This is a genomic window from Sphingomonas sp. SRI_018 (assembly GCF_057586275.1).
Genome location: NZ_JBYCZO010000001.1, coordinates 1,229,922 through 1,254,442 on the forward strand (window position 1 = coordinate 1,229,922; position 24,521 = coordinate 1,254,442).

The following is a 24,521-nucleotide window of genomic DNA, read 5'->3' on the forward strand; positions in this document are numbered from 1 at the left end:
GGCTCAGTCCTCATGTCCGGCTTCGGCGGTGCCGAGCGCCGATTTGAGCGTGAAGCTGTTCTGCGCGGCGATCCGCTCGCGCCCGGTCAGCCCCTTGGTCACGACGACCATATCACCGTCCTGCCGCCCCAGCGCGACGGGAGCCGCGCGGAAGCCTTGCCCGGTCCGCACGAACACGACGGTTCGCCCCTCGATCGTCTGCACCGCGGTGGTCGGCACCCGGATCGTGCCGTCGCCTCCCCCGGCGAGCTGGATCGATGCGGTGACCGGCTCCCCCACGCGCCACTGGCCCGCGCGATTGTCGAGCTGCGCAAGCGCCGTCACGAGGCGGGTGTCGGGATCGAGCGCGGGCGACACGAAGGTGATGCGCGCACTCGCCTGACGCCCCGGCGCGGTGACGATCACGGCAGTACCCGGGCGCAGGCGGCCCGCGTCCGCGGGCTGGAGCGCGAGGCTGAGCGAGACATTGTCGAGATCGGCAATGCGGTACAGCTCCGCGTCGGCGGCCACCGTCTGGCCGAGCGTCGCCGAGCGGGCGATCACCTGACCGGCGATCGGCGCGGGAATGCCGATGCGGTTGAGACCACCGCCGCCGGAGCCAGCCGCGGAAAGCTGCTGGCGCGCCAGCCGCAGCGCGATCCGCGCCTCGGTCGCGGCGGTGCGCGCGGCGATCAGATCCTGCTCGGGCGACACGCGTTCGGCGAACAGGCGGCGCTCGCGCGCGTAATTCGATTCCGCAAGGGCAAGCCGCGCCTCGGTCGCCTCGATCTCGCCCTTGAGCTGCGCCGCCTCACGGCTCTCGATCACCGCGAGCGTCTCGCCGCGACCGACCGATTGCCCGAGATTGCGGGTGAGCGAGACCACGCGCCCACCGATCGACGCCGATACGACCTGCGTCGCCTGCGGATCGCCTTCGATCGTCGCCGGCAGCTCGATCGCGCCGGCGCTGCCGCCGATGGTCGGCGACACGAGCTCGATCCCTGCGATCGTGATCTGCTGCGGAGTGAGGATGACGACACTCTCCTCGCCATGTTCCGCGCCCTTCGGCGCGGCCTCGTCCGACCTGTTATCGGGCAGGCTCGGCGCATCGCAGCCAGCGAGCGACAAGGCGAGCGCGATCGGCAGCGCCGCGCCGGGCTTCAAAGGGATTCCGATCATCGATTGTCTCCCCTGGGCGCGCGAGCGGTCAGCCGTTCCAGCCGCGCCTTGGCGATGTGATAGGCGGTGAAGGCGTCGATCGCAGCGCTGCGCGTCTGGGCTAGCGTGCGCTCGGCATCGAGCAGGTCGAGCTGGCCGAACTTGCCTTCGCGATAGCCGATGCGGGCGATCCGAGCAGCTTCCTCCGCGGCAGCTAATGCGGGGCCCGCCGCACGGGCGCTGGTTGCCGCATTGTCGACGGCGGCCGATGCATCGGTGATCGTCTGCTCGACGTCGAGCTGAGTCACGCGCCGCTGCGCTTCGGCCCGCGCGCGTTCCGCCCGCGCCTGATCCACCGCCGCGGTACCGCGGTTGAACAGCGGCATCGGGATCGAGATGCTGAAGATCGCCGCCATGTCGCTGGTCTGCTCGAGCCGGCGCAATCCCGGGCCGACGGTCAGGTCGGGCACCCGGTTGGCCCGCGCCAGTCGCACGCCCGCGTCGGCAAAGGCGAGGTCGGCATCCGCCGCCGCCTGAGCGAGCGTGCCCGCCGCGTTCGGTGGGACGACGGGGCCCTGCGTCGCCGGCGGAATGCGGTCGAGCAGCCCCAGATCGAGCGGCCCCGCCGGGATCGATCCGACCCGGCGCGCCAGGTTCTCGCGCGCCGCCCGAGCGAGGCGCAGGTTGCGCTCGAGGTCGGCTTCCGCTTGAATGCGCGCCACGTCGGCGCGCTGCTCCTCGATCGGCGATGCACGCCCCGACTGCACCCGGACACGCGCGGCGCGGAGCGCCTCGCCGGCGATCCGCAGCTGATCGCGGCCCAGCATGATGCGCTCCTCCGCGGCGATGGTTTCGATGTAGAGGCTGGTCACCTGCAGCCGGATGTCGGCCTGCGCGATCGCCGCCTGCAGCTCCGCCCGCGACAGCTGCGCGTCGGCAACGGCGATCCGGGCGCCGCGCTTGCCGGCCAGCTCAACGGGGATCGCCACGCCAACCGTCGTCTCCGCGCTGTCGAATCCGGAATATTGTCCCGAGCCGAGGACGTTCTCGACCTGGACTTGCACCTGCGGATTGGGGTGCAGGCCGGCGGCGGTGCGGCCGGCGCGCGCCGCCGCGACGCCCGCGGACGCCGCATCGGCGGCGGGAGAGGATGCGCCCGCGGCGCGCAAGGCGTCCTCCAACGTATAAACCGGCGTGGCGGACGTCCGGTCCGCTTGCGGCACGGTTGGTGCCTGCGCCACTGCCGCGCCCGACACCGCGACCATCACGGCCGCGCAATGAATCTTCATGGATTGCTCCTGACCGAGAGTTGCCGAGACCGGCGGGCGCCGGTCCTGCGACCCGGTCAGGCGTTGGGCGGCCTCAGCGCAGGGTCGACCGGATGCGAGACCAAGGCCCTGCTTGCCGCGGCTGTCGGTCGTGCGCTTGCGACGAGCAGCACGCCCGGAGCTTCGTCCTTGGACGGAAGCGCCAGTGCGGGACCCTGGCATGTACCATGATGGTGCGGGAGCCCGTTGTCGGCGTCGCCGGTCGATTGATCGCGATCGTCCGCACTGTGCATCTCGCCGGTGCATTCGAGGGTCACCGGCACCTGAAGCTCGCGCGCGTGCACGACCGCCGTCGTCACGAGCGACGTCGCAAGCAGCAACAGAACCAGCATCCACGCACGGCGAACCATGAGCGCGATCCTATCGACCGAGCGCCGATCTGTCATTGCTCTATCTCGACGACGCCGGTTTGGCTCCGGCCATGCCGTGCCGTCGCGCCGACAGGCGCTCCCGGCTATCGCGTGGCCAGCCGCACCCAGTCTGCGGAGCCGAGACCCAGCCGTTTATAACTTCCGTTAGGCGCGCCCGCGCATGAGGCGAGACATAAGCGGCAAGCAGCGGCGTCGCATATCGTTGCTTTCGCCGCCTCAGCTGCTGCCGTCCTGCAGCACGGGCTCCAGCACGGCCTCCATCGCGGCATAGCCTGCCTCGGTCGGGTGCACGCCGTCATTGGCCATGCCGGGCTTCATCGCACCCGAGGCGTCGGCGAGCGCCGGATGATAATCGACCCAGGTCGCGCCGATCTCGGCCGCATAACCCTTGAGCCAGCGGTTGAGCGAGGCGATCGGCGTCCTCACCTCCAGGCCGGGGCGCCAGGGAAAGGCACCGGCCGGCGGAATCGAGGCGAGGATCACATGGATGCCGTTCGCCTTCGCCAGCGTCGCCATCGCCCGGAAATTGTCGCGCGTCGCCTCCTCGGTCATCGGCCCGGTATTGCCGGCGATGTCGTTGGTGCCCGCCATGATGTGGACGCGCCGGGGCTTGAGGTCGATCACGTCGGGCTGGAAGCGCACCAGCATCTGCGGCGTCGTCTGGCCGCTGATGCCGCGGCCGACGCGCCCCGGGGTGAAGAAGCCGGGACGCTTGTCGCGCCAGCCCTCGGTGATCGAATCGCCCATGAACACGATGTCGACCGGCCTGCCCGAGGCGCGCACCGCCGCATCGTCGTCGCGATAGCGGAAGAGATGGCCGAAATCCTCGCGCAGCAGCCGCTGCCAGCGCTGGTCCCAGCTTTCCTCCTTCGGCGGCGCGGCAGTCTGGGCGCGCGCCGCGCTTGCGACGAACGGCAGCGCCAGGCCGCCCAGCAGCAGGTTCCTGCGATCGATGCTCATGGTCCCTCCGTCAGCTCATGGATTGGGTCCGGCCACGGCGACCTTCGCCTCCGTGGGGTTCCAGCCGCGCAGCGCGAGCCCGGGTCCGGCGCACCGCATCGGCCCCTCTCCGATCCGTTCACGCCTGCGCCGTGCGCGCAAGGAAATCGCCATGCGGCTCCGCATGCGCCAGCGTCGCGCCGATCGCGGCCTTCATCCGCGCAAGGCTGTCGGTGAGCTCGGCGACGGAGAACTGGTCGGCCAGCGGCGAATAGCGCGCGGGCAGGTCGTCGAAGCCCGCATACATGCTGAGCCAGCTCGGGTCCTGGAACGTGTCCCATTCGTTGCGCACGAACTCGCCGCCCGCGCGCCACGCGTCGAGCTTCACCTGCAGCCCGTCGGTCGGAACGATCGCGCGCATATAGTCCCAGAAGGGCTCGCCATGGCGGCGGTTCGACCAATAATGGAGCAGCAGGAAATCGCGGATGCGCTCGAACTCGAGCACCGACTGGCGGTTGTAGGTCGCAGCCAGCCGCGGATCGAAGCCGCGGTCGGGAAACAGCGCGACGAAGCGTTCGAGCCCCGACTGGATCAACGTGATGCTGGTCGATTCTAACGGCTCGAGGAAGCCGGCGGAAAGCCCCAGCCCCACCACGTTCCTTTCCCAGAAACGCGCACGATGCCCGGTGGTGAAGCGCAGCCGATTGGGCGGCGCCAGCGGCTCGCCCTCGATCGAGGCGAGCAGCAGCGCCTCCGCCGCCTCGTCGCTGGTGAAATCGGAGCAATAGACATGCCCGTTGCCGATGCGATGGCGCAGCGGGATATGCCACTGCCACCCGGCGGGCCGCGCGGTGGCCGTGGTCATCGGCCGGTGCGCCGGGACCGCCGCGCGGCACGGCACGGTGATGGCACGGTCGCACGGCAGCCAGCGGCGCCAGTCGACGAACGGCACCTCGAGCGCCTCGCCGAGCAGCAGGCTGCGGAAGCCCGAGCAGTCGATCCACAGATCGCCGGCGATGCGACGCCCGTCCGCCAGTTCCACCGCGGCGACATGGCCGCTCTCCGCCGCCAGCTCGACTTGGTCGATCCGCGCGTCGATGTGCGCGACGCCGTTGGCGAGCGCGAGCCGGCGCAGCAGCGCGGCGAATTTCGAGGCGTCGAAATGAACCGCGAAGTTGAAGACCCCGAGGTCGTTCGCCGGTCGATCGCTGGGCGGCAGGAACAGCCCGCGCTCGGCTAGCTGGGCGCACAGGCAATAGTCGGACAGCGGCCCGGTCGCCGCGCCGCTCGCGCGCAGCTTGAGCCAATAATGGTGGAAGGCGACGCCGCGCGCCGGCACGCCGTAGAGGCCGAACGGATGGAAGAAGCTGTACCCCGGCTCCGCCCAGTCGACGAAGCGGATGCCGTATTTGATCGTGCCCTCGGTCTCGCGCAGCACCTCGGGCTCGCCGAGCTCGACCGCGGCGAAGAAGTCGCGGATGGCGGGCACGGTCGCTTCGCCGACGCCGATGGTGCCGATCGCGCTGCTGTCGACCACGGTGATTGCGATCGGCAGGTGCCGCAGCCGCCGCGCGAGATAGGTTGCCGCCATCCAGCCGGCGGTGCCGCCGCCGACGATGACGATCGACCGGATCGGATCAGCCTGCATGACCTCGCCCTGCCGGAGCCTTCCCTTGCACGTTCCTAAAAGGCCCCGCCGCCCGCGCCAAGCGCGAGCGGCGGCAGTTCGGGGGTATCAGAATTTGGCGCGCACGCCCGCAATGAAGCGCCGTTCGTAGATGTTCTCATTGAACACCTGATCCGGGAAGGTCAGGTAATAGCGCTCGGTCTCGCCGGTCAGGTTGGAGGCCTGGCCGTAGATGGTGAAGTTAGGCGTGATGTCGTAGGAGATCGACGCGTCGAGATACTGGGTCGGCTTCTGATATTGGGCGAGCCCGGTGATGCCGGCGTAATCGGACGCGACGAGGCGCTTCGAGCGGTAGTTATAGGCGATGCGCGCCTGCAGGCCGTACTGCTCGTACCATAGCGCGGCGTTGATCTGGTGCTTGGAATTGTCCTGGAACGGCTGATCGTTGCCGGCCAGGTCGACGCGCCCGGTATCGCCGAGCGAGAGCGTGTAGTTGGCGTCGACGCCGAAGCCGCGCAGGAAGCCGCCGACTCCATAATCCGCCAGCGATTGCCGCGCCGAGACCTCGATCCCTTTCAGCGTGCCGCCCTCGCCCTGCACCACCGTGTTCACCGGCACCACTCGGCGGATCACCCCGTCGTTGTCGGGGATGTCGTCGCGGTTGACCGTCGCGTTCTCGATGAAGCTGGCGACGTCGATGTAGAAGGCGCCGACCGCGATCAGGCTCGACCGGCCGGTGTAATATTCCAGGCTCGCCTCGAGGTTGTCGGCACGCCACGGCTCGAGCTGCGGGTTGCCGCGCGCGTTGGCGCCCGTCGCCGCGAAGATCGGCGGGTTGGTGGTGGTGTCGATCGCATAGTTGACGTTGAGGCCGCCGCCCCATTGCAGGAAATCGAGCAGCGTCATCGTCTTGGCGAAGGCCGCGCGCAGGCGCAGCTTGCCGGTGATGTCGAGCGCGACATTGAACGCCGGCAGGAAATCGGTGAAATTGCGATGCGTGACGACGTCGCCGGCATCGACGCCCGAAACGCCATAGGGCTGCGGCGCGCCGACGATGTTCTGCCGCACGTCGAAGCGCGTGTTGACGATGCGCACGCCGCCGTTGGCGCGGATCGGCATCCCCCACAGCTCGCTCTCGCCGCTCACCTCGACATAGCCCGAGATCTGCTGGAGATTCATGCTGAACGAGTCGGCCGGGTTCACATTGTTGATGCTGCCCGGATAGAAGCTGTTCTGGAACGCCTCCGAATTGTCGAGCGCCTTGGGATTGAGGACATAGAGGTCCGGCGTCCCTGCCGCCGGCAGCGCATATTGCTTCAATAGCCCCTGGAACCGCGGATCGGTGGCGAGGCGGGTATAGCCGGCGGTATAGGCGTTGCCCTGCGCGTCGCGAACCTGGCAGTTGGAATCGTTCAGGTTGACGTCGAACGCCTTCCATTTGACCAGACATCCCGCCGCCGGATTCTGCGGATTGTCGGTGTTGCCGGCGTAGAAGGGGGAGATACGCTCGAAGGTGAACTGGTCGACGCTGCGCTCGCCGTAGCGGGCGCCGAACCTCACCTTGACGCTCTCGCTTGGCGACCATTCGGCATCGCCGCGCAGCGCCCAAAGATCGCCGTCGCGATAGACGTTGTTCTCCGACGAGATCGTCTTCAGGCCATAGCGCGACGGGTCCTGGGTCTGCTCGAGAAAGGCCTGCGGGAAGGTGAAGACCGGCGCGCCGCTCGAATAATCGACGGTCGCCTGCTGGCTGTAGACGCGGTAGCCATTCGGATTGAAGCGCACGTCGCCGCCGAGCGACGCGGGATAATTGCCCACGCCCTGATAGGCCCATTGATAGCCGTCGGTCAGGCTGAACTGGAGATAGGCCTGGTCGAGCTTGCGGCTGGCCTTGCCGTAGATGCCGCGGACTGTCGCCTTGAACGCGTCGCTGGGATTCCAGTCGAGCTGGAGGTTGTAGTTCTGCGACTTCGACCGGATGCGGAAGGTTTCCGCATAGCTGTCGAAGTTCGGCATGTCGTAGGCATAGGTCTGGACGGTGTTGAGGTGATAGCCGCCGACGATCGCGCCGGTATCGCGCGAGCTGGTGGGAAGGAACGGCGCGGACTGCCAGTCCACCGCCTGGAACTGGAACCCGGCGGTGCGGTCGTACTGCGTCTGCTTGGTGTAGAAACCGTCGGCGGTCAGGCGCAGCGTATCGTTGATCTCGAACTGCAGCGAGGCGTTGGCGCCGAAGCGCTCGCGGCTGGTGATGCGGTTCCAGGCGGTGTGCGACTGCGGCGTGATGAAGGCGTCGTTGGCATCGCCGTCGCCGTTGACGTCATAGCCAATGATCGTGCCCGCCCCGTCGCGCACCGGTGTACCCCGGCTGACGCCGTTGTTGCCGACCGCGAAGTCGCCGGGATTGGTCGCGCTGCCGCCTTCGTTGCGCAGCGCGACGCCGTAATCCTGGATGCCGCGGAAGCTGTTGGAGAGGTCGAGATCGCTGTAGGCGGCGGACACGAGGATGCCGAAGCGGCCCGAGTTGTACGAGACCAGCCCGTTGACCGACGGATTCCACTTCTTGGTCTTGTCGCCATATTGCGCCTCGGCCGCTGCCGAGACGGTCAGCCCCTGCTTGAGATCGAACGGACGGCGCGTCAGCAGGTCGACCGTGCCGGACAGGCCCGCCTGCTGGAGCGAGGCGGTCGGCGACTTGAACACGGTCGCGCCCGAGAAGAGCTGCGACGGGATGTCGGTGAAGTTCGGCTGGACGGTCGTGACCGAATTGGCGCCGAGGAACTCCTCACCGTTCAGCAGCGTGGTCACCTGCGGCAGGCCGCGGATGTTGATCGCGCCGCCCTCACCCGCCTCGCGGCGGATCTGGACGCCGGGGATGCGTTGCAGCGAATCCGAGATGGTGACGTCGGGCAGCTTGCCGATGTCCTGCGCGCTGATCGCCTCGACCACGCTGTCGGCATTGCGCTTGATCTCGACCGAACGGGCCTGAGATGCGCGGATGCCCGTGACGACGATATCCTGCTCCGGCTGGTCGGCCTGCCCCGAAGCGGCGGAATCCTGCCCCGGAGCGGATGCGTCCGGCGAAGCGACCTGCGCTCCCGCCACGACCGGCGTGAAGGCGAATGCAACGAGCGCAAATGGCGCTGCCGTCGTCAGCAGCGAACGCGTCAACAGCGGATGCGAAGTGCCCATCGATCCCCTCTTTTCATTTCGAAGCGAATTCTTCCGCCTTTTATAACTAAATTACTTTATTGAACCTTTGTCATCGATGTCAAGAGTATAATGTGGTAGACTATCGCACAATGCGAACGTTGGGGCCTTGAGCATAGGCATGGTGCGAGGTCTGAGATCGCCGTCTGACCGCACCGGCTCGCATCAGCCATGCCTGCAGAATCTCAGCGAGCTCGGCGGAGCGTCGTATCGGCGAGAAGCTCGGTGTCCGGGTCTACCAGGATCTCGGCCGGCTACCTGGCGAGAGGCAAGGTGAAGGTCTGCGCCTTGCGGATCATCTCGACCTTGAGGGCATCTCCGCCTTCCCGAGGCGGGGATGGCCGTCGCCAGCTCGGCATAAGCTATTGCCGCGCAGGCACATACGACGCCGGCCATCAGGAAGCCCAGGATCACGGCTGGACCGGCACGTTCGGCGCCGACCCCGATCAGCGTATAGATTCCTGTGCCGACGATCGCGCCGACCCCCAGGGCGACGAGCTGAGGCCATCCCAGGGACCGCCGCAGGCCGGACGCCGCGGCGGTCCCGCGCGAGGTAGCGATCGGCTTGCGCCGGTTCCAGAACGACATGGCTCAGTGACTTGGTTTGGGTGCTGTGGCCGGCGCCTTGAGGGCCGCTTCGCGCCGAGCATCCTGGCGCAACACCTCGAGGCCTTCCTCGAAGATCGACTTGGTCGGGAGCGCTTGCCGATCGACGATGCGGCCGCCGAGCACGACCGTGTCGATATCCTCATAGTTCCTCGCATCTGCCAGCGGGTCCGCATTGAGGATCAGCAGGTCGGCGAGCTTGCCGGCTTCCAATGTACCGAGGTCTTTCCGGCCATAGCCCTCGGCGACGTTCCTGGTCGCCGCCATCAGCGCCTGCATCGGCGTCATGCCGTGTGCGACGGCCGAGCTCAGATACCAGGTCATGCCGTGGCGCCAGTCGGCGAAGAATTCGGGAGGCGCGCCGCCTTGCAGCGACGGCGTCGGCGGCTGGCCGTCGGTCGCCGCCATCATCTTCACGCCATGCGCGATGAGATTGGTGTTGTTCCGGTCCGCCACGTCGAAATCCAGCGTGGAGGCCCCTTTGAAGGCAGCGAGCCCCGCCCTCGTCTGGATCATGGCGGAGCAACCGCGCCGCGCGGCGGCGATCCTGGCCAGCAGGTCCTCGGGGATCGGATGGTCGGACGTGTGATTGCAATGGGTCAGGATATCGACCCCCGCATCGAACGCCATGCGCAGCGATTCGACCGTCGTGCTGTGCGCCTGAACGGTGAGCCCCGCCTTGTGCCCTGCCGCGACGATCGCCGCCTGCGCGGCCGGGGAGAAGACGATGAAGCGGGTATCGCGCTGCCCCGACGAGGCATATTTGATGAAATCGACCTTGCCGGCCGCGATGTATCTGCCGACGGCGGCGCCGACCTCGTCCGCAGTTCGGGTCATCAACTCGTCACCGCTGACACCCTGCGCCCAGATCGCATTGATCCGGTCGATCGTCGCCTTGTCGAGCGGCGGGACCCGCCTGCTCCAGCCGGAAGGGGCGAAATCCTCCGAGAAGGGACCGTCGAAGCCGATGATATTGCCGCCGACGAAGATCCGGCTGCCGACCGCCTGCCCGGACCGGATGCGGTCGCGGACATTGACCAGCGGTCCGCGCGGCCCCCAGGTATCGAATACCGAGGTGATGCCGTACTTCAGCTTGAGCTGGGCGGCCTCCAATATGCCCTCTTCATACCTCCCCTCGAAGTGCAGCAGCAACGGCGCCTGGATCCAGGACCAGAGGTGGACATTGGCATCCATCAGGCCGGGCAGAATGTATTTGCCTTGCTTGCGGATGATCTTCGCGCCGGCGGGAATGCGCGTCGTCCGCCTGTTGCCGACCGCGACGATGCGGCCGTCGTCGACGACGAGGACGCCATCCTCGATCGGCGCGCGCCCGGTCGCGTCGATGATCGTCGCGCCGGTGAAGGCGACGGGCTCGGCGGATGCCGCTGCGGCAGCGATACCGGCGGCCGCAGCCGCCACGACTGAGAAGAGCTTGGCCAGAACGTGCATCACGGGTCTTCCAACAAGAGCTGCTTGGCGGGGCCGGGCGGTCAGAAGGCTTTGGCGAGGCTCATCCCGAAGATCCGCGGGCGGATGTAGGTCGCCGTCACCACCGGCGTCGTTCCGTTGCGATTGGCGAGGTTCAGCAACCCGCGCTCATCGGTGAGATTGCGGACGAAGAGGTTTACCGTCCAACCGGCCGTCTCGACCCCCAGGTTCAGATCGACCGTATCGTAGGCGGGCAGCACCAGGCGCGACTGCAGGGCGGGCGGCGCCGCGGTCGATGCGAACTGGCCTCGGCGCGAGCCGACATGGCTGTAGTTGACCGAGGCGGTCGCCTCCAGGCCCGGCGCCAGCGGCCACCGCTGCTCCGCGAAGAGATTGCCGGAGAACTTGGCGGCATAGGGAAGGTCCTCACCGGGCCGCCCGACCGCCGACGTCCCGCCGGCGGGAGGGGGAGCGAACGCACTGGTCAGCTCCGCATCGGTCCATGTCGAATTCGCCGCGATCGTCATTCCGCGCCACGGCGTGACCTGGACCGACGCCTCCAGGCCCCGGCTGCGCGCGCTGCCGCCGTTGGTGTTGAAGCCGATGCCGGAGGCCTGGGTCGCCAGGATCTGGATATCGTTCCAGTCGATCTGGAACAGGGCGAGATCGAATGTCAGCCGCCGGTCGAGAACGGTGCCCTTTGCGCCAAGCTCGTAGCTTATCACCGAATCCGACCCATAGGTGCGGGGAACACCGAGCGCGACGGGATTGGGGCCGCCCGGCCGATAGCCGCTCGCGACCCGGACATAGGCCATGAGGTCGCGGTCGAACTTGTATCGCGCGGAGACGAGCCAGGTTCCGACCGATTCCTTTGACCTGGAGCTGACGGTCGTGGAGGGGCCGAACAGAAACTGGGCGGCAGGATCGATGAGGGATTCCTGAGTGAAGGTCTGCCGGTTCTCGCTCCAGCGCCCGCCGACCTGGACGTCGAATTTGTCGGTCAGGCGATAGGTGAGATCGCCGAATACCGCCCATTCCTTGTAGCTTGAGGGGCTGAGGAACACGGCGACATCGGCGATCGCTCCGCCGGACGGGTCGTTGGCGATGAGGCCCTGTTCGGGGGCATTGCGTTCGTTGGTGTAGAAACCGCCGAAAATCCACTCCAGCGTACCCGTTCCCTTCGAGCTCCAACGAACCTCCTGCGAGAATTTGTCGGTGCGGTCGCGGCCGACGAGGCTGACGGTCGAACCGGTCGGGGAGTCCGGATAGAGGCCCAGCAGAAAGTCGAACGAGCTCGTCACGTCCTGCGTCACCGGCCGGTCGGATCGCGACCAGGCGCTGATCACGTTGATCTCGCTGCTGTCGAGATCATAGTTCGCCTTGGCCTGGAACATCCGGAATTCGGATTTCGCCGAGTCCAGCAGCGAGTTGATCGTGTTGTCGCCGTACCGCGGCCGATAGTCGGTGAGCGGTGCGGACGGCAGCGGGTTCAGCTCGATCGCTGCGGTCCCGGTTGTCCTGGTCCGCTGGTAGAGCGCGCTGAGGTCGATGGTCAGGCGGTCCGTCGCCGCGGCATAGAAGGCGGCGCGCCCGGTCAGCGTCCTGGATTGGTTGACATTCCTGCGGTTCACCGCCGGGTGGATGTCGTCGACATAGGCGGGGTCCTCGCGGTATCCCACGCTGGCCCTGACGGCGACGCGGTCGTCGATCACCGGCACGTTCACCGATCCGCGCACCGCATAGCCTTCGTCACCACCGCTCGCCTTGTTGCCGAGAATCTCGACCCTGCCCGAGAACCGGTTTGGATCCGGGCGTCTGGTGATCAGCTTGATCAACCCGCCCGTGCTCGAGGCGCCGTAGAGCGTACCCTGCGGCCCGCGCAGCACTTCGATCCGCTCCAGCTCGGCGGGATCGAGATCGGGAAACGGCGGCGAAGCGAGATAGCTGGTCGCGCCGAAGGGCGCGTCATCGATCATCACCGCCACGGTGGGGCTGGTGCCGTTGCCGCCGGTGGTGACGCCGCGCAGCGAGATGCCGCTGGTCGAGCTGCTCGATACCGACAGGCCGGGAATGCGTGAATAATAGTCCGCCAGGCCGACCGAATTCTGGCGGGCGAGCGCCTGACCGCTCGTCGACGAAACCGCGACCGGAACGTCGATCAGGCGTTCGCTGCGCTTCTGCGCCACGACCACGATATCGTCCGTGGGCGGGGTCTCGGCATCGCCCGGCTCCGCGCCGGCCTGCGGCGTGGCTGCGGAGGTCGTCCTGCCGGCGCGCACGATGGCGACCGCGCCGGAGCCATCGGCGTGGGCGGCGAAGCCGGTGTCGGCGAGGATCGCCTCCAGTACCCGCTCGGGCGAGGCCGCGCCGCGATAGCCTGGCGACCGGGCCGTCCGTACTTCGTCGGCCTTGTAGAGGATCGGCCGGCCTGCCTGACGGCCATAGGCGTCGAGTGCGGCCTTGAGCGGCCCGGCCGGAATGTTGAACTCGCGTACCTGCGCCTGGGCCGGCGCTACCAGTGCAACGGCGAAGACGCCGCTCCCCATGACGGCGACAAGATTCCCGAACCCCATCCGTCCCTCCCGCTGGCCGCTCTTTTGCTGGCCTTCAAAGGTTGGAGACAATCGGGTGTCGCGGAACTGTAATGCTCAATTCGAGATTCTGATTTCCGATGCCGTCTCCTCGACCCTCAGGCCATAGGCCTCGCGCAGCAGCCGGGCGAAGGCCGCCGGCTTGGAGGCGGGAAAGATGCCGCCGATCCGTATGCCCGCGACCTCGGCATCGGTCACGACGAGCCGCTTCTGGTTATAGCGGTTGAACTCGGCCGCGATGCTGGCGAGCGGCTCTCGGTCGAAGCTCAGCATGCCCTGCCGCCATGCCAGCGTATCCTCCACCCGCTCTTCCGAACGGGCGGTGATCAGCGTTGCGGCGCCCTGGGCGAGCGCGATATCGCCGCCGGTGATATCGGTCGAGCGGACCGCCCGCGGGTCTTCGGCGTCGTCCACCCTGACCCGGCCTTCGAGCACCGATATGACGACCTTGCCGCCGTCGCGGCGGACCGCGAATTTGGTGCCCAGCACCGTGACCTGACGGCTGCCGGCATGAACGACGAATGGCCGCTCCTTGTTGTGGGCCACGTCGAAATAGGCCTCGCCCCGCTCGAGCCATACCTCGCGTCGCGCGTCCGAGACCGCCGCCCGGACGCGCGACGCCGTATTCAGCTCGATCCTGCTGCCGTCGGCCAGATTCACCGTCTTGCGGCCGCCGACCGGCGTTTGAAAGCTGGCCTGCACGGTGACCGGCTCCTCATGCGCCGACGGGACGAGCGTCATGAATCCAATGCCGATGACTGCCGCGAGCGACGCGGCAATCGATGCGGGCGCCCACCATTTCGGTCCCCGATAGCTGGTGGCGGTGGCGGTTGCGGCCTCGTTCTCGACTCCCGGGCCAAGGGCGCCGATCCGATCGGCCTCTTTCCAGCTGTGCTTCAGCCGCCAGTAGGCGGCCTTGTTGCCGTCGGACTCGGCGAGCCAGGCGTCGAGCTCCGCCTGCTGCGCATCGCTCCAGGGACCATCCTCGCACGCGATGATGAACGCGGCCGCCCGGTCGTTCGCTTGGCGGGCGCGGCTCATTGCCCGGCCTCCCTGCGACGTCGGTCGAATTTCGGCCGCACGATCTTCCCCGACCCGCCCAGCATGTGATCGGCGAGCGCCTTCATTCCCATCATCACCTGGTGATTCACCGCGTCCTTGCCGATCCCCAGCCGCTCGGCGGTTTCGTCGACGCTGAGCCCGTCGACCTTGCGCAGCCTCACGATCTCCCGCACGCGCGGCGACAGCTTCTCGAGACCTTCATACACCCGGCGAAGCGCCTCGCGCGCACTCAAATGCCGCTCGGTCGCAAGCAGATCCACCTCCGGCTCGACGGCCTCCAGATCCGCAATCAGCTCAAATGAAACGATCCGCGCCCGTTTGGCACGGTTGATAAGGTGATTGCGCGCCACGGTGAACACATATGGCCCCGTGTTCAGCGGCAGCCCGCTCCGCGCACCGGCAATCGCGAGTTCGTAGATATCATGTCTGAGGTCGACTAGATCATCCGTGACCCTCCAGTTGCGCCGGATGAAGTGCGTCGAGGATCGTTCGAGAGGGAGCACCTCGCGGCAGAACCAATCCTCGATGGCTTTATCCTCGACCATGCGTACGTTGAGGTCTCGTTGTGCTTGAATCGGTTATACGTGCAAGACAAACGAGTTGCCGAATGATGTAATATAAATCGTCGCTGCCGTTGGTGAAAAGCGATCGTACCGCCCGATCGGGACCCGAAATCGTGGAAATACAGGACGCAGCGCTCGAGGAATTGAGCATATCCGTCGAAGCTGTAATCGAAGCCATCGGGCGTCGCCCCTGAGATTCGACCGCGGTTAGAGGGTCCCGCCGGCACGAAACGGCCGCGGCCATCACAGATAGACCCCCCTCAGGATCAGGACGATCGTTCAACTGGCGGCCAGTTCGACCAGCCAATCCCCCAGCTGCCGAGCAGCAGCGAGCCGTGGATGCGCTCGACTGTCTCGGTGATCCTGGTTTCCGGGTCGCGCCCGCCAAGCACCTTGCCCCGCGGCGAGACATAGATGTCGCGCTTGACGCCGCCCCGCGAGGCCGGAGGCGTCGGTAGTCCGTGCGATCGCCGCAGTCGAGGTAGAGTGCTTGTCGGTAAAATTGCGACCCTCGACATTGAGCAACCAATGCCGGCCGGCATCGACCCGGCCGTGTTGGCATCGTCCGAAATAATGACACGGGGTTCCATTCGATGTTCGGGCCGACATAGATGCCGCTCGGATCTGGAGGCACCGCAGCCCGACTCGCATCTTGGCAGCTTCATTTCCCCGATGACCTTCTCCGGCGAATTCGTCAGCGATAGGTGTCGAGCCGAACCCGGAGCATGACGGGCTCGACGAAATTCAACCCGAAGTCGATCTGATCGCCATTCCACCGCCGGCGCATCGCCCATTTTCCGTCGATGAAACTGCCTTCCTCGACGCTGAGGAACTGCATGGTCCCGTCGGCAGCCGGTGCAAAGCGCATCCGTATCGAGGTGCCGGCCACGATGAACTCGTTCGGGCCCAGCTGCGCGACCACAGCGCCTCCTACGGGGCGTGCCGCATTCGGGTGAGGCTCGAGGCGCGGATCGGTACGGTCCTTCATCTGCCACAGGCCGAATTGTGCCGTGATCTTCCAGCGTCCCATGACGGTGGATTGGTCGCCTCCGTCCGAACCCTTGGCAACTCCCCAGGTCGGGTGCTCGAACGCGATGCGCGCCCAGTCGTGCGCCATCGGCGCGAACAGGCGGTATGGCGCGGCGAACGCGTCGATCGTCTCCCGGTCGAGCGTCTTCGCGCCGAGCGGGTAGTTCGAATAGCTGGTGCCGTCCATTCCGAACGGCGCGAAACCGATCGCGCCCTTGCCCAGCACCGGCCAGAAGTAGCGGGCGAAATCCATCGCATTGCCCGTCTCCGGCACCATCAGGGCGTTATCCGGACGAGCGTAGCGATCGAGGAAGGCGATATAATTCTCATGCTTACGGTCATAGATGTCGGGCGCGACCAGATCGATGTGCGGCGCCGCCGCCTTCCAGATTGCGATGACGTTCCAGTTCGGCCCACCGACGGCCCCCTTGTCGGCATTCGCCTCGTCGAAGGGATTGGTCAGCGCCGCGTTGCAGTACATCGGCAGGTCGAGCACCGCCTTGCCGGCCGCGGCGATCTCGTCGATGTAACGGGCCGTGTACCATGCGTTGAACGCCTGGTCGGCATGGGCGCCGAAGACCTGCGACCAGCTTCCCGACTGCCGCCCCAGCGCGCGCAGAAGCTGGGCGGGGACCGGCCCTTCGAACAGGCGTTGTGCCTCCGGGGCGAAGTCGCGCGGCTGGCCGCCGCTTCCCACTTCATTCTCGGGCTGCACCATGATGACCGTATGCTGCGGATCGATCTCGCGAATGTGCTGCATGAGCCGGACGAAAGCCCGGCGATCCGCCTCGAGCGTGTTCCGGCCGTGCGGCGACAGGACGTAATGCGAGCTGCCGTCGCGCCTCTTCATGCGCGGGAAGCGCCTGGTGTCGGTCTTCACCCATTCCGGCGTGTAGGTCGGACCCGTGTTCTTCCAGGTCCCGAACCAGAGCAGCACCACCCGGACACCGTTCTCGCGCGCCTGTCGCACGAGCGCGTCGAGGAAGCTGAAATCGAATTGCCCCTCGACCGGCTCGACCTGCTCCCAGGCGACGGGAACCTCCACCGTATTGGCGTGGAGGGCCTTGATGGTGGGCCACACCAGCGGCAGCATTGCCTCATAGTTGCTGCTGTTATGCACCTGCGCGCCGAGCATGAGGAACGGCCGCCCATCGACGAGGAGCGCATGGCGCCCCTTCTCACTGACCAGGCGGGGAAGCGGGGCGGCCTGCTGGGCTGACGCTGCCGGCGCCGAGCCCAGGATCAGCAGGAGGCCGAGAATAGCCCCGCGCAGGCCGGCAACGGACGGCAAGCGGCGGTCTTGAAAGAGCTTTATCACCATCCCTCCCGTTCGATCGATCGTGACCGTTATCGGCGTTCGCACACGCTAGTGCTTCGTTCCTTCCGAGGGCTCGCGCGACAGCATCACCCCGTCGAGGACCAGGCCGCTCTGCCTGGTCCGAAGCCGAACGCGATGTTCCCCAGGCGCAAGGTCCGCCGGCAACGGAACGAGGATCAGATTGTCGAGGACGCCTCGCGTCCACGTCTTGTCACCGGCCTGACGCGGCACGGTGATCGTGGAGGACGCCCCGCCGTCGACGGCGACGTCGAGCGCGAACCCCTCCTGCCCCTCGGTCGGGAAGGTCGGGACCAGGCCAAGCGCGGCGCGGCAGCCAGAGGGCAGGTCGAAGCCGATGTCCAACGCAGCACCGCTAGTCCTCGCCAGAAGCGCGCGGCCGCTTCTCCCCAGCCCCTGTTCAACCTGCCATCCCGCTGCGCCGGGCGGTCCCGCGATCATCCGGCTCGGACAGGTGTCGGCGGGCGGGGAAGGCTGCGACGCATCCGAGAGAGCCGCGCGCAGCCCAGGGGCAGCGATCACCTGAGCGACCTGGCGATATTGCTGCCACTGGTTGTCCGCCGGCTCCTCCGCCATGATGAAGCGCCATTTGCCGCCCGCGACGTCGTTGTTGAACCGGCTGGTCAGCTGCTTGATGCGTTCGTCCGCACTAGCCGCGACGGCGGCTGCAGCACGGGCCTCTGCCGGATCGGAATCGATCAGGCCCGCATAACGCTCGTTGGCGAAGAAGCGGCGGTTGGCCTCGGCGGCGGCGCGGATGGGGTATTCGACCAGCTCGAAGAAGGCGTCGGCCTGTTCGCGCGGAACGTCGCGGCCGATCCGGTCGAGCGTGGCGGTGAGGGCGTCGAAACGCGCCAGCCGCGCCGCAACCTCCGCCGGCGACAGCGGCGAACGGCGCGGCTTCTCGCCCGGCAGCCACCATTGCAGATGCTCGGTCCGCCGCTCGAAATTGAGCGCATAATATTCGTCCAGCACCGCCCCGATCCGCGAGCCGAGGGTGCTGTCGAACGTACGCCCGGCCCAATCGTCGAGGAACGCGCGCTGGCCCTTGCCGCGCCAGCGCTCGATGTCCCATCCCATCTCCAGAAATTGGGTCATGCCGATCTCCGCCGGCTTGATGTCGCCGACATTGGCCACCCAGAGCGTGCGGATCCCGGCGTCCCAGGCGCGTGTCATCTCCTCCCTCACCAGCGCGGGGGACGTCGACGGCAGCCACAGATAGGACAGGGGCGCGCCGAGATAGGAGAGATGGTAATAGATGCCTGCCCCGCCTGCGCGCTTGCGCTCCTCGGCATTTGGGAACTGGCGGATGTAGCCGAAATTGTCGTCCGGCCAGACGATCGTCACGTCGTCGGGAACGCGCAGCCCGCCGCGATAGATGTCGAGGACCTCCTTGTAGGGCATGAAGAGCTGCGGAACGCGCGTGAGGTCGCGGTCGACGTGCCTGGCGAGCATGGCGCGCTGGTCCGCGATCACGCGGTCGAGCAGCGCGACCTTGTCCTGGAGGGTGGCCGCGCCCAGCATCCCGCTATCGTGGATGCCGCGCATGCCGATCGTCCAGAGGCTCTCGTAGCGGGCATTGGTCTCGGCCCGTTTCTCCCAATAGGCCTGCACGGCATCCCGGTTGACGGCGTAGTTGAACTCGCCCGGCCCATGCCATTCGCCGACGTTGTTGCGCAGCATCGGCTCGGCATGGGACGAGCCCATCACGATGGCATATTCGTCGGCCAGCTTGGCATTCAGCGGATTATCGTTGAACGGGCGCGAGACGCGATGCATCGCGGGCCATAAGGTGTTGGCCTTGAGCCGCAGCAGCAGCTCGAAGACGCGGGTATAGGTCTTGGGGCCGATCCCGCCGGCTTCCGGCTCATAGGTGTTTGCGGCCCAGGGGTGGAGGCCCCAGTCCTCGTCGTTGATGAAGATGCCGCGGTATTTGACGGAGGGCGGACCGAAGCGGCGCGTTCCGGCCTTGATCCACAGGGCGTCGTGGCGCCTCGCCGGCACATCGGCCCACCACGTCCATGGCGAGACGCCGATCGCCTCGCTCAGCTCATAGACGCCAAACGCCGTGCCGCGCCGGTCGCTGCCGGCGATCACCAGCGCCGCCTCTAACCCCGGGGCGGGATTGCGCACGGTGGCGATGACGAAGCTCTCCCATGCGCCGCGCAGGCGGCTCGCATCGATCCGCCCTTTCTCCACCAAAGTGTCAATCAACCGGCTCTTGCCGAGCGTTCCGACGATGATCGCCCGACGCCCGGCCGGCCGTGCGACGCTCGCCGTCAGCATGGGCCTTACGCCCGTCACCGCGGCGATATCGCCGGCCAGGTCGGTCGCCGCGTGGGCGACGACCGGCGCGTCGTCCGGATCGTAGAGGATCGGCGCGGCCTGCGCGTCGGCGACGACGGCAAACCCTCCCCGCGATGGCCTCTCCGACACCAGGGGCGAGGCGAGCGCCGGCGACAGCGGCAGGATCAGGCCGATGATGATGGCCAGCACCAGCTTCGACAGGGCAGCCGCTCCACGAGACGAGCCTGCGGAGCGGCGACCGATGATGTCAGCCACGAACACCCCCCGATTACAGACGGAACCTGACTCCGACCTGGATGCGGCGATCCTGGATCAGGACCGCCTTGGGCCGGTACATATAGCCGTAATAGTCGATCCGGTCCGGCCTTGTCAGATTCTGACCCTCGAGCGTGAGCGTCACATTGGGCGTGACATCATAGTTCAACGACGCATCGAGCTGCGGCTGGGCATTGCTGTAGATCGGCAGGTTGCCCGCACCGCCGCCGCCGGTGGTGTTCACGAAGGCGGAGCGCCAGTTGTAGGCGACGCGCAGGCTGACGCCGTACTTCTCGTAGATGCCGACGAGATTGTAGCTGTTCTTCGACAGATTCTCGAGCGGGACGGTCTGGCCGACCACGGACGAGGGCGCCTTGCTGTCGACATAGGTATAGTTCGCCTGCACCCCCAGCCCGTCGAACGGCGCGGGCAGGAAATCGAAGAACTGCTGATAGCCGAGCTCGAAGCCCTTGATCTTGCCGTTGTCGCCGTTGCGCGGCCGGCTGATCAGGAAGGTCAGGCCTTCATGGACCTCATTCTCGTTCGAATTCTGGATGAAGCCGTCGACGTTCTTGATGAATCCGGCAGCATAGGCGAGCCCGCCGCCGGGCATGTACCATTCGAGCGACGCATCATATTGGTCCGCCCGCAGCGGTCGCAGCGACGGATTGCCTGCCGAGCCCGAGAGGAAGAGATAATCGAGCCTCAGTGCCGGATTGAGCTGCGAGAAGCCGGGCCGAGTGAGCGACTTGGACGCGGCCAGCCGCAGGAAGAGATTGTCGCGCAGCTTGGCGCGTACGTTGACGCTCGGCAACGCATCGACGTAGCGGTTCGACTGCGTCAGCGGGGCATAGCCGCCGCCCGGCAACGTGACGGCGCTGTTGCCGGTGGTGGTCGTCGCGATCACGCGCATGCCGAGGTTGCCGTCCATCGGGATGGAGAACAGAGACCAGGCGAAGTCGGCCTTGACGTAGCCGGCGACGGTCTCCTCGTCGAAATCATAGGCATTGGTGGGAATGAGCGAAGGCAGGGCCGTCGTCCGGTAGCCGATCCGTTCGCGCAGCCCGACATAATCGCGCAGCAGATCGGAGCGTGCGGTCAGCCATTGCCGGATAGCGATGTCGCGGCCGGAGAACAGGTCATTGTCCGTCAGCCTCTGCGTATCGAGGAAAGGGCCCGCGTCGATCGCGTCGGCGCCCGTCGGATAGGTGTAATTATCCTCAATCCGTTCCGAGCCCGCCTTGCGCTTTGCATAGCGGAAGCCGAGCTTGAACGCGGTCATGCCGCGGTCGGCGATCTCGAAGCGGCTGTCGAGGCGCGCGGCGAACTGGTCACCCGTCGTCCGCGTCCGGAAGAAGGTGAGGCGATTGAGCGTGAAGCCGGCAATCTTCGTCGGGTCGAGGCCCGTCACCGCGATGACGGGCAGCGTCTGTGAGAGATCGAGATCATAGGTCGCCGCCTGACCGCGAATCACGAACTCGTTATAGGCATTCCAGGAAATACTGCGGCTGTAGCTGACATCGCCCGTGACCTGCACACCGTCCCGCTCATATTTGCCGCCCAGCGCGAATTGATATGTATCGGTCGTATCGTCCTGGGTGTAGGTGCTGGTGGTCAGGCCGGCATTGTTCCAGCGTCCCCGCTGGATAGTGAGCCCATCCTCCGCGAACTCGAAGGGCGGCACCGCCACCGCCGGTGAGGTGCGGATGCCGCTCGTGCCGGTGAGCGCATAAATGAGCTGGTTTTCCTCGTCGGAACGATAGCGCGTGTAGAGCCCGTCGAGGTGGAATTCGAGGCTGTCGCTCGGCGCCCATTGCAGCGAGCCGTTGATGCCGAGCTGCTTGCGGTTGCCATAGGTGTAGCGCTGGCCGACGTCGGTCGGCGACACGATCAGGTCGTCCGGATCGTTGGGGAACACGCCGTCGCCGTCGCGGTCGTAGAGGTCGCGGCGCTCGCTGAAGGTGCCCACCGCGTTGCGGTCGATGCGATAGGCGAAATTCTGGTAGCTTGCGCTCAGCAGAGCGCCGATGTCGCCGATGCCGGTCGACCAGCGGTTGCTGACCAGCGCGGACGCATAGGGCTTCACCTTGCCGAGCAGGTCGGTGTACTCGCCCTTGACGCTGGCGCCGATCTCCAGGCCCTTGAAGTCGAACGGCCGGCGCGTCCGGAGGTCCACCGTGCCGCCAAGGCCGCCCTCGATCTGGTCGGCCTGCGCCGTCTTGTAGACATCGATGCCTCCGACCAGCTCGGCCGGAACGTCCGACACCGTCAGCGAGCGGGACGCCGCGGAGAATATCTCGCGTCCGTCGAGCAGCGTCTGCACCTGACTCAGGCCGCGGATGGCGATGCCCCGCCCCTGCCCCTGGCTGCGCGTGACCTGAACACCGGTCACGCGCTGCAGCGCTTCGGCGACATTGTTGTCGGGCAGCTTGCCGATGTCCTGCGCGACGATCGAATCGACGATCGCGCCTGCGTTGCGCTTGATGCCGACTGCGGAGCGAAGGCTCGCCCGCACCCCGGTGACGACGATGTCATCGGGCGCGGGAGCGTTACCAGTCTCCTGCTGCGGAGAGGCACCGGCATCGTCGCGGCGCGGATCGCCGGCACCGTTATCGCGAGCATCGGCACCGGTTTGCGCGGCTGCCTGCGGTGCCTGCTGCGCCCATGCCGGCTGCGTCGCCACGCTGAGCGCCACCAGGCTCACGCCCATCAGATGACCGGGAACCATCATCCGCCTCCCCCCTTTTGTATGATCAGTCATACATACATATGTCTGCCATATTTGTCTGTCAACCTGGCGGGCTACAGGTAGACACATTTTCGGGTATGATCGACTTGCAAGTCAGTGGAGAGCGGGGCACGCGGATCGGGCATGAAGGAACATCGCAACGACAAGCTTTATCGGGCCGTATGCGACTCGGTCCTTTCGTGGATCCGCCAGGGACGTCATCCGAAGGGCGATCGCCTACCAACGGAGCGCGAGCTGGCCGAACTGCACGGCGTGAGCCGGACGACTGTCCGCGAGGCGATGGTCGCGCTTGAAATGGCAGGGGTCGTCGAGATCAGGAAAGGCTCCGGCATCTATGTCGTCGGACTGGACCGCGTCTGGGCGCCGCTTCCGGAACTCGACATCGGCGCGTTCGAGCTGATCGAGGCGAGGAGGTTGTTCGAAGGCGAGGCCGCCGCCCTGGCTGCGGTGTCGATCAGCGACACGTTCCTGGCCGAGCTGGAAAGGCTGCTGGAAGCCATGCACGATCCGGACAGCTTGAAAGCCGAAGCTGCCGACCGGGAATTCCACCTGACGATCGCCCGGGCCACCGGGAACAGCGTGATCCAGCGCACTGTCGAGAGCCTGTGGGACATGCGCGACCGATCCCCGCTCGCACGGAACATCCTGACACGGGCCCGACATTGCGGCTTCAATTCCCGGATTTCGGAGCACGAGGAGATACTTGCCGCGCTTCGCCGGCGTGATTCCCGCGCCGCCCGCAAGACCATGCGTTCTCATCTCGAGCGCGTCATCGACCATCTTCTGCAGGTGACCGAAAATGATGCGGTGGAAGCCGCGCGCGAGCAAAGCGCCGAGTTGCGCAACCGCCTCCTTCAGCAGGATGCATGACATCGGCATAAATTTGTCCGACACATTTTGGGTCTGCCGAACGGGACGAGATTGAAGCCAAGTGCCGGTAGGCTGCGATGAATCGCCACGCCCGCCAGCCTGCCCGTGCCAGTCATCCGCTCGTCTGGAGTCGCCCGAGGAACTCCGTCAGCAGCTCCACCGTGCGAGCGCGCTTGTCGTGGTGCAGATTGTGTCCGGAGCCGTCGACATGCACCAGCTTGCCGTTCCTCATCACGCTCGCGGCTCTCAGATTGGCCTCGCGGACCTCAGGCGGCGCATCGGCCTTGAGGATGAGGGCCGGCGCGGTGATCCTCGCTAGAGCATCCTCGATCGCCATCGTTCCTCGCATGGCTTGCATCTGGGCCGCCGAATAGGGCCCGTGATACTGTTTCTTGGACAGTGCCCAATATTGGCAGTCCGTCGGGTCCCACATCCTGTTCTGCCGGCCGCACGCCGCGAGCAGATCCTCGAACGAGTCATTGTTCTGCGCGACCAGTGTTTCCGGCGTGCCGAACATGCTCACCGAGCCGGGCCGCCGTGCAGGCGCCGCGCCTCCGGCACTCGCGCCTGCCGGCCGTCCGGGAACGCCTGCCGGGAGACGGCCGAGCAAGGGATCGAGCATGATCACCGCGCGCGGCAGGTCCGGATACTCCGCGCCCAGCCGCATCACGGTGGCTGCGCCCATCGAATGGCCCATCAGGATAGGCTTGTCGAAGCTCATGGCACGCACGAAGCCCACCACGTCCTTGACGAGCGTATCGCCGGTGTCGGCGTCGGTGAACGGATCGGACAGCCCGTGCCCGCGCGCGTCCAGCATATAGATGTCGTAGGAGGCCTGAAGCTCTTCGGTCAGCGTGGTCCACGAAAGTCCGTTATCCGTGACTCCATGAACCATCACGATGACCGGCTTTCCCGGTCGGGGAACCGCGCGATAGTAATGAATGCGGATTCCGTTCGCATACACGAACCCGTCCGACCATCCCTCCGGCATGCCCGGAGCCGAGGCCGCCAGCGCAGCGGATGCCAGCCAGGCACAAGCCACCGCAATCAAAAGTCTGATCACTCGCAAGTTCATGGTGCCACCCTCCGAATGCCCTTCAGATCCCGATCCCG

General features: G+C 66.6%; 15 protein-coding genes and 1 pseudogene. 1 reads left to right on the forward strand and 15 read right to left on the reverse strand.

All coding sequences use genetic code 11. From position 1 onward, the window contains the following. Positions 1-3: 3 nt before the first annotated feature. The 14 genes and pseudogenes from AC2YHA_RS05800 to AC2YHA_RS05865 all read right to left on the reverse strand — a co-directional run bounded on the left by AC2YHA_RS05800 (position 4) and on the right by AC2YHA_RS05865 (position 22,520). On the reverse strand, positions 4-1,158 hold the full coding sequence (locus AC2YHA_RS05800; protein ID WP_487400709.1) for an efflux RND transporter periplasmic adaptor subunit: 1,155 nt from the start codon (positions 1,156-1,158) through the stop codon (positions 4-6). After that, positions 1,155-2,426, reverse strand: coding sequence for a TolC family protein (locus AC2YHA_RS05805; protein WP_487400710.1), 1,272 nt, complete (start codon positions 2,424-2,426; stop codon positions 1,155-1,157). Before AC2YHA_RS05805 ends, AC2YHA_RS05800 begins: the two co-directional genes overlap by 4 nt. Positions 2,427-2,482: 56 nt before the next feature. After that, positions 2,483-2,815, reverse strand: a complete 333-nt coding sequence (locus AC2YHA_RS05810; RefSeq protein ID WP_487400711.1) for a hypothetical protein — start codon at positions 2,813-2,815, stop codon at positions 2,483-2,485. A 237-nt stretch (positions 2,816-3,052) separates the two neighbouring features. Then, positions 3,053-3,796 carry an SGNH/GDSL hydrolase family protein gene (locus AC2YHA_RS05815; protein ID WP_487400712.1) on the reverse strand — a complete coding sequence of 248 codons (744 nt, stop codon included), beginning with the start codon at positions 3,794-3,796 and terminating at the stop codon, positions 3,053-3,055. Positions 3,797-3,914: 118 nt separating this feature from the next. Then, positions 3,915-5,423 (reverse strand): tryptophan halogenase family protein, encoded by a 1,509-nt coding sequence (locus AC2YHA_RS05820; protein ID WP_487400713.1) that lies wholly within the window; start codon positions 5,421-5,423, stop codon positions 3,915-3,917. Positions 5,424-5,510: 87 nt separating this feature from the next. Continuing rightward, the gene (locus AC2YHA_RS05825) at positions 5,511-8,594 is read right to left on the reverse strand and encodes a TonB-dependent receptor (protein ID WP_487400714.1); all 3,084 of its coding nucleotides are present in this window, start codon (positions 8,592-8,594) and stop codon (positions 5,511-5,513) included. A 342-nt stretch (positions 8,595-8,936) separates the two neighbouring features. Further along, positions 8,937-9,200: pseudogene (locus AC2YHA_RS05830) on the reverse strand (amino acid permease); the annotation flags it as partial. Between the two features lie 3 nt (positions 9,201-9,203). Beyond that, positions 9,204-10,667 (reverse strand): amidohydrolase family protein, encoded by a 1,464-nt coding sequence (locus AC2YHA_RS05835; protein WP_487401710.1) that lies wholly within the window; start codon positions 10,665-10,667, stop codon positions 9,204-9,206. Positions 10,668-10,708: 41 nt separating this feature from the next. Further along, positions 10,709-13,219 carry a TonB-dependent receptor gene (locus AC2YHA_RS05840; protein ID WP_487400715.1) on the reverse strand — a complete coding sequence of 837 codons (2,511 nt, stop codon included), beginning with the start codon at positions 13,217-13,219 and terminating at the stop codon, positions 10,709-10,711. 75 nt (positions 13,220-13,294) lie between these two features. Then, positions 13,295-14,278 (reverse strand): FecR family protein, encoded by a 984-nt coding sequence (locus tag AC2YHA_RS05845; protein ID WP_487400716.1) that lies wholly within the window; start codon positions 14,276-14,278, stop codon positions 13,295-13,297. Beyond that, positions 14,275-14,844: an RNA polymerase sigma factor gene (locus AC2YHA_RS05850; protein WP_487400717.1), complete on the reverse strand. Its 570-nt coding sequence runs from the start codon at positions 14,842-14,844 to the stop codon at positions 14,275-14,277. Before AC2YHA_RS05850 ends, AC2YHA_RS05845 begins: the two co-directional genes overlap by 4 nt. 712 nt (positions 14,845-15,556) lie before the next feature. Continuing rightward, positions 15,557-17,182, reverse strand: coding sequence for a DUF5597 domain-containing protein (locus AC2YHA_RS05855; RefSeq protein ID WP_487400718.1), 1,626 nt, complete (start codon positions 17,180-17,182; stop codon positions 15,557-15,559). A gap of 75 nt (positions 17,183-17,257) precedes the next feature. Continuing rightward, the gene (locus tag AC2YHA_RS05860; protein ID WP_487400719.1) at positions 17,258-19,789 is read right to left on the reverse strand and encodes a glycosyl hydrolase 115 family protein; all 2,532 of its coding nucleotides are present in this window, start codon (positions 19,787-19,789) and stop codon (positions 17,258-17,260) included. A 13-nt stretch (positions 19,790-19,802) separates the two neighbouring features. Continuing rightward, complete coding sequence (locus AC2YHA_RS05865) at positions 19,803-22,520, reverse strand: TonB-dependent receptor (RefSeq protein ID WP_487400720.1); 2,718 nt, start codon at positions 22,518-22,520, stop codon at positions 19,803-19,805. 141 nt (positions 22,521-22,661) lie between these two features. Here AC2YHA_RS05865 and AC2YHA_RS05870 point away from each other — a divergent pair, with 141 nt between their 5' ends. Beyond that, positions 22,662-23,408, forward strand: coding sequence for a FadR/GntR family transcriptional regulator (locus AC2YHA_RS05870; protein ID WP_233786471.1), 747 nt, complete (start codon positions 22,662-22,664; stop codon positions 23,406-23,408). A gap of 112 nt (positions 23,409-23,520) precedes the next feature. Here AC2YHA_RS05870 and AC2YHA_RS05875 read toward each other — a convergent pair whose 3' ends face one another. Continuing rightward, entirely contained in the window at positions 23,521-24,483 is a 963-nt protein-coding gene (locus tag AC2YHA_RS05875; protein ID WP_487400721.1) for an alpha/beta fold hydrolase, read from the reverse strand. Between the last annotated feature and the right edge of the window lie 38 nt (positions 24,484-24,521).

What these genes read in the sequence shown, in the direction of transcription:
- AC2YHA_RS05875 (WP_487400721.1), bottom strand. Translation starts at nt 24,483, where the DNA reads ATGAACTTGCGAGTGATCAGACTTTTGATTGCGGTGGCTTGTGCCTGG.
- AC2YHA_RS05805 (WP_487400710.1), bottom strand. Translation starts at nt 2,426, where the DNA reads ATGAAGATTCATTGCGCGGCCGTGATGGTCGCGGTGTCGGGCGCGGCA.
- AC2YHA_RS05815 (WP_487400712.1), bottom strand. Translation starts at nt 3,796, where the DNA reads ATGAGCATCGATCGCAGGAACCTGCTGCTGGGCGGCCTGGCGCTGCCG.
- AC2YHA_RS05810 (WP_487400711.1), bottom strand. Translation starts at nt 2,815, where the DNA reads ATGGTTCGCCGTGCGTGGATGCTGGTTCTGTTGCTGCTTGCGACGTCG.
- AC2YHA_RS05845 (WP_487400716.1), bottom strand. Translation starts at nt 14,278, where the DNA reads ATGAGCCGCGCCCGCCAAGCGAACGACCGGGCGGCCGCGTTCATCATC.
- AC2YHA_RS05825 (WP_487400714.1), bottom strand. Translation starts at nt 8,594, where the DNA reads ATGGGCACTTCGCATCCGCTGTTGACGCGTTCGCTGCTGACGACGGCA.
- AC2YHA_RS05865 (WP_487400720.1), bottom strand. Translation starts at nt 22,520, where the DNA reads ATGATGGTTCCCGGTCATCTGATGGGCGTGAGCCTGGTGGCGCTCAGC.
- AC2YHA_RS05870 (WP_233786471.1), top strand. Translation starts at nt 22,662, where the DNA reads ATGAAGGAACATCGCAACGACAAGCTTTATCGGGCCGTATGCGACTCG.
- AC2YHA_RS05840 (WP_487400715.1), bottom strand. Translation starts at nt 13,219, where the DNA reads ATGGGGTTCGGGAATCTTGTCGCCGTCATGGGGAGCGGCGTCTTCGCC.
- AC2YHA_RS05835 (WP_487401710.1), bottom strand. Translation starts at nt 10,667, where the DNA reads ATGCACGTTCTGGCCAAGCTCTTCTCAGTCGTGGCGGCTGCGGCCGCC.
- AC2YHA_RS05800 (WP_487400709.1), bottom strand. Translation starts at nt 1,158, where the DNA reads ATGATCGGAATCCCTTTGAAGCCCGGCGCGGCGCTGCCGATCGCGCTC.
- AC2YHA_RS05820 (WP_487400713.1), bottom strand. Translation starts at nt 5,423, where the DNA reads ATGCAGGCTGATCCGATCCGGTCGATCGTCATCGTCGGCGGCGGCACC.
- AC2YHA_RS05850 (WP_487400717.1), bottom strand. Translation starts at nt 14,844, where the DNA reads ATGGTCGAGGATAAAGCCATCGAGGATTGGTTCTGCCGCGAGGTGCTC.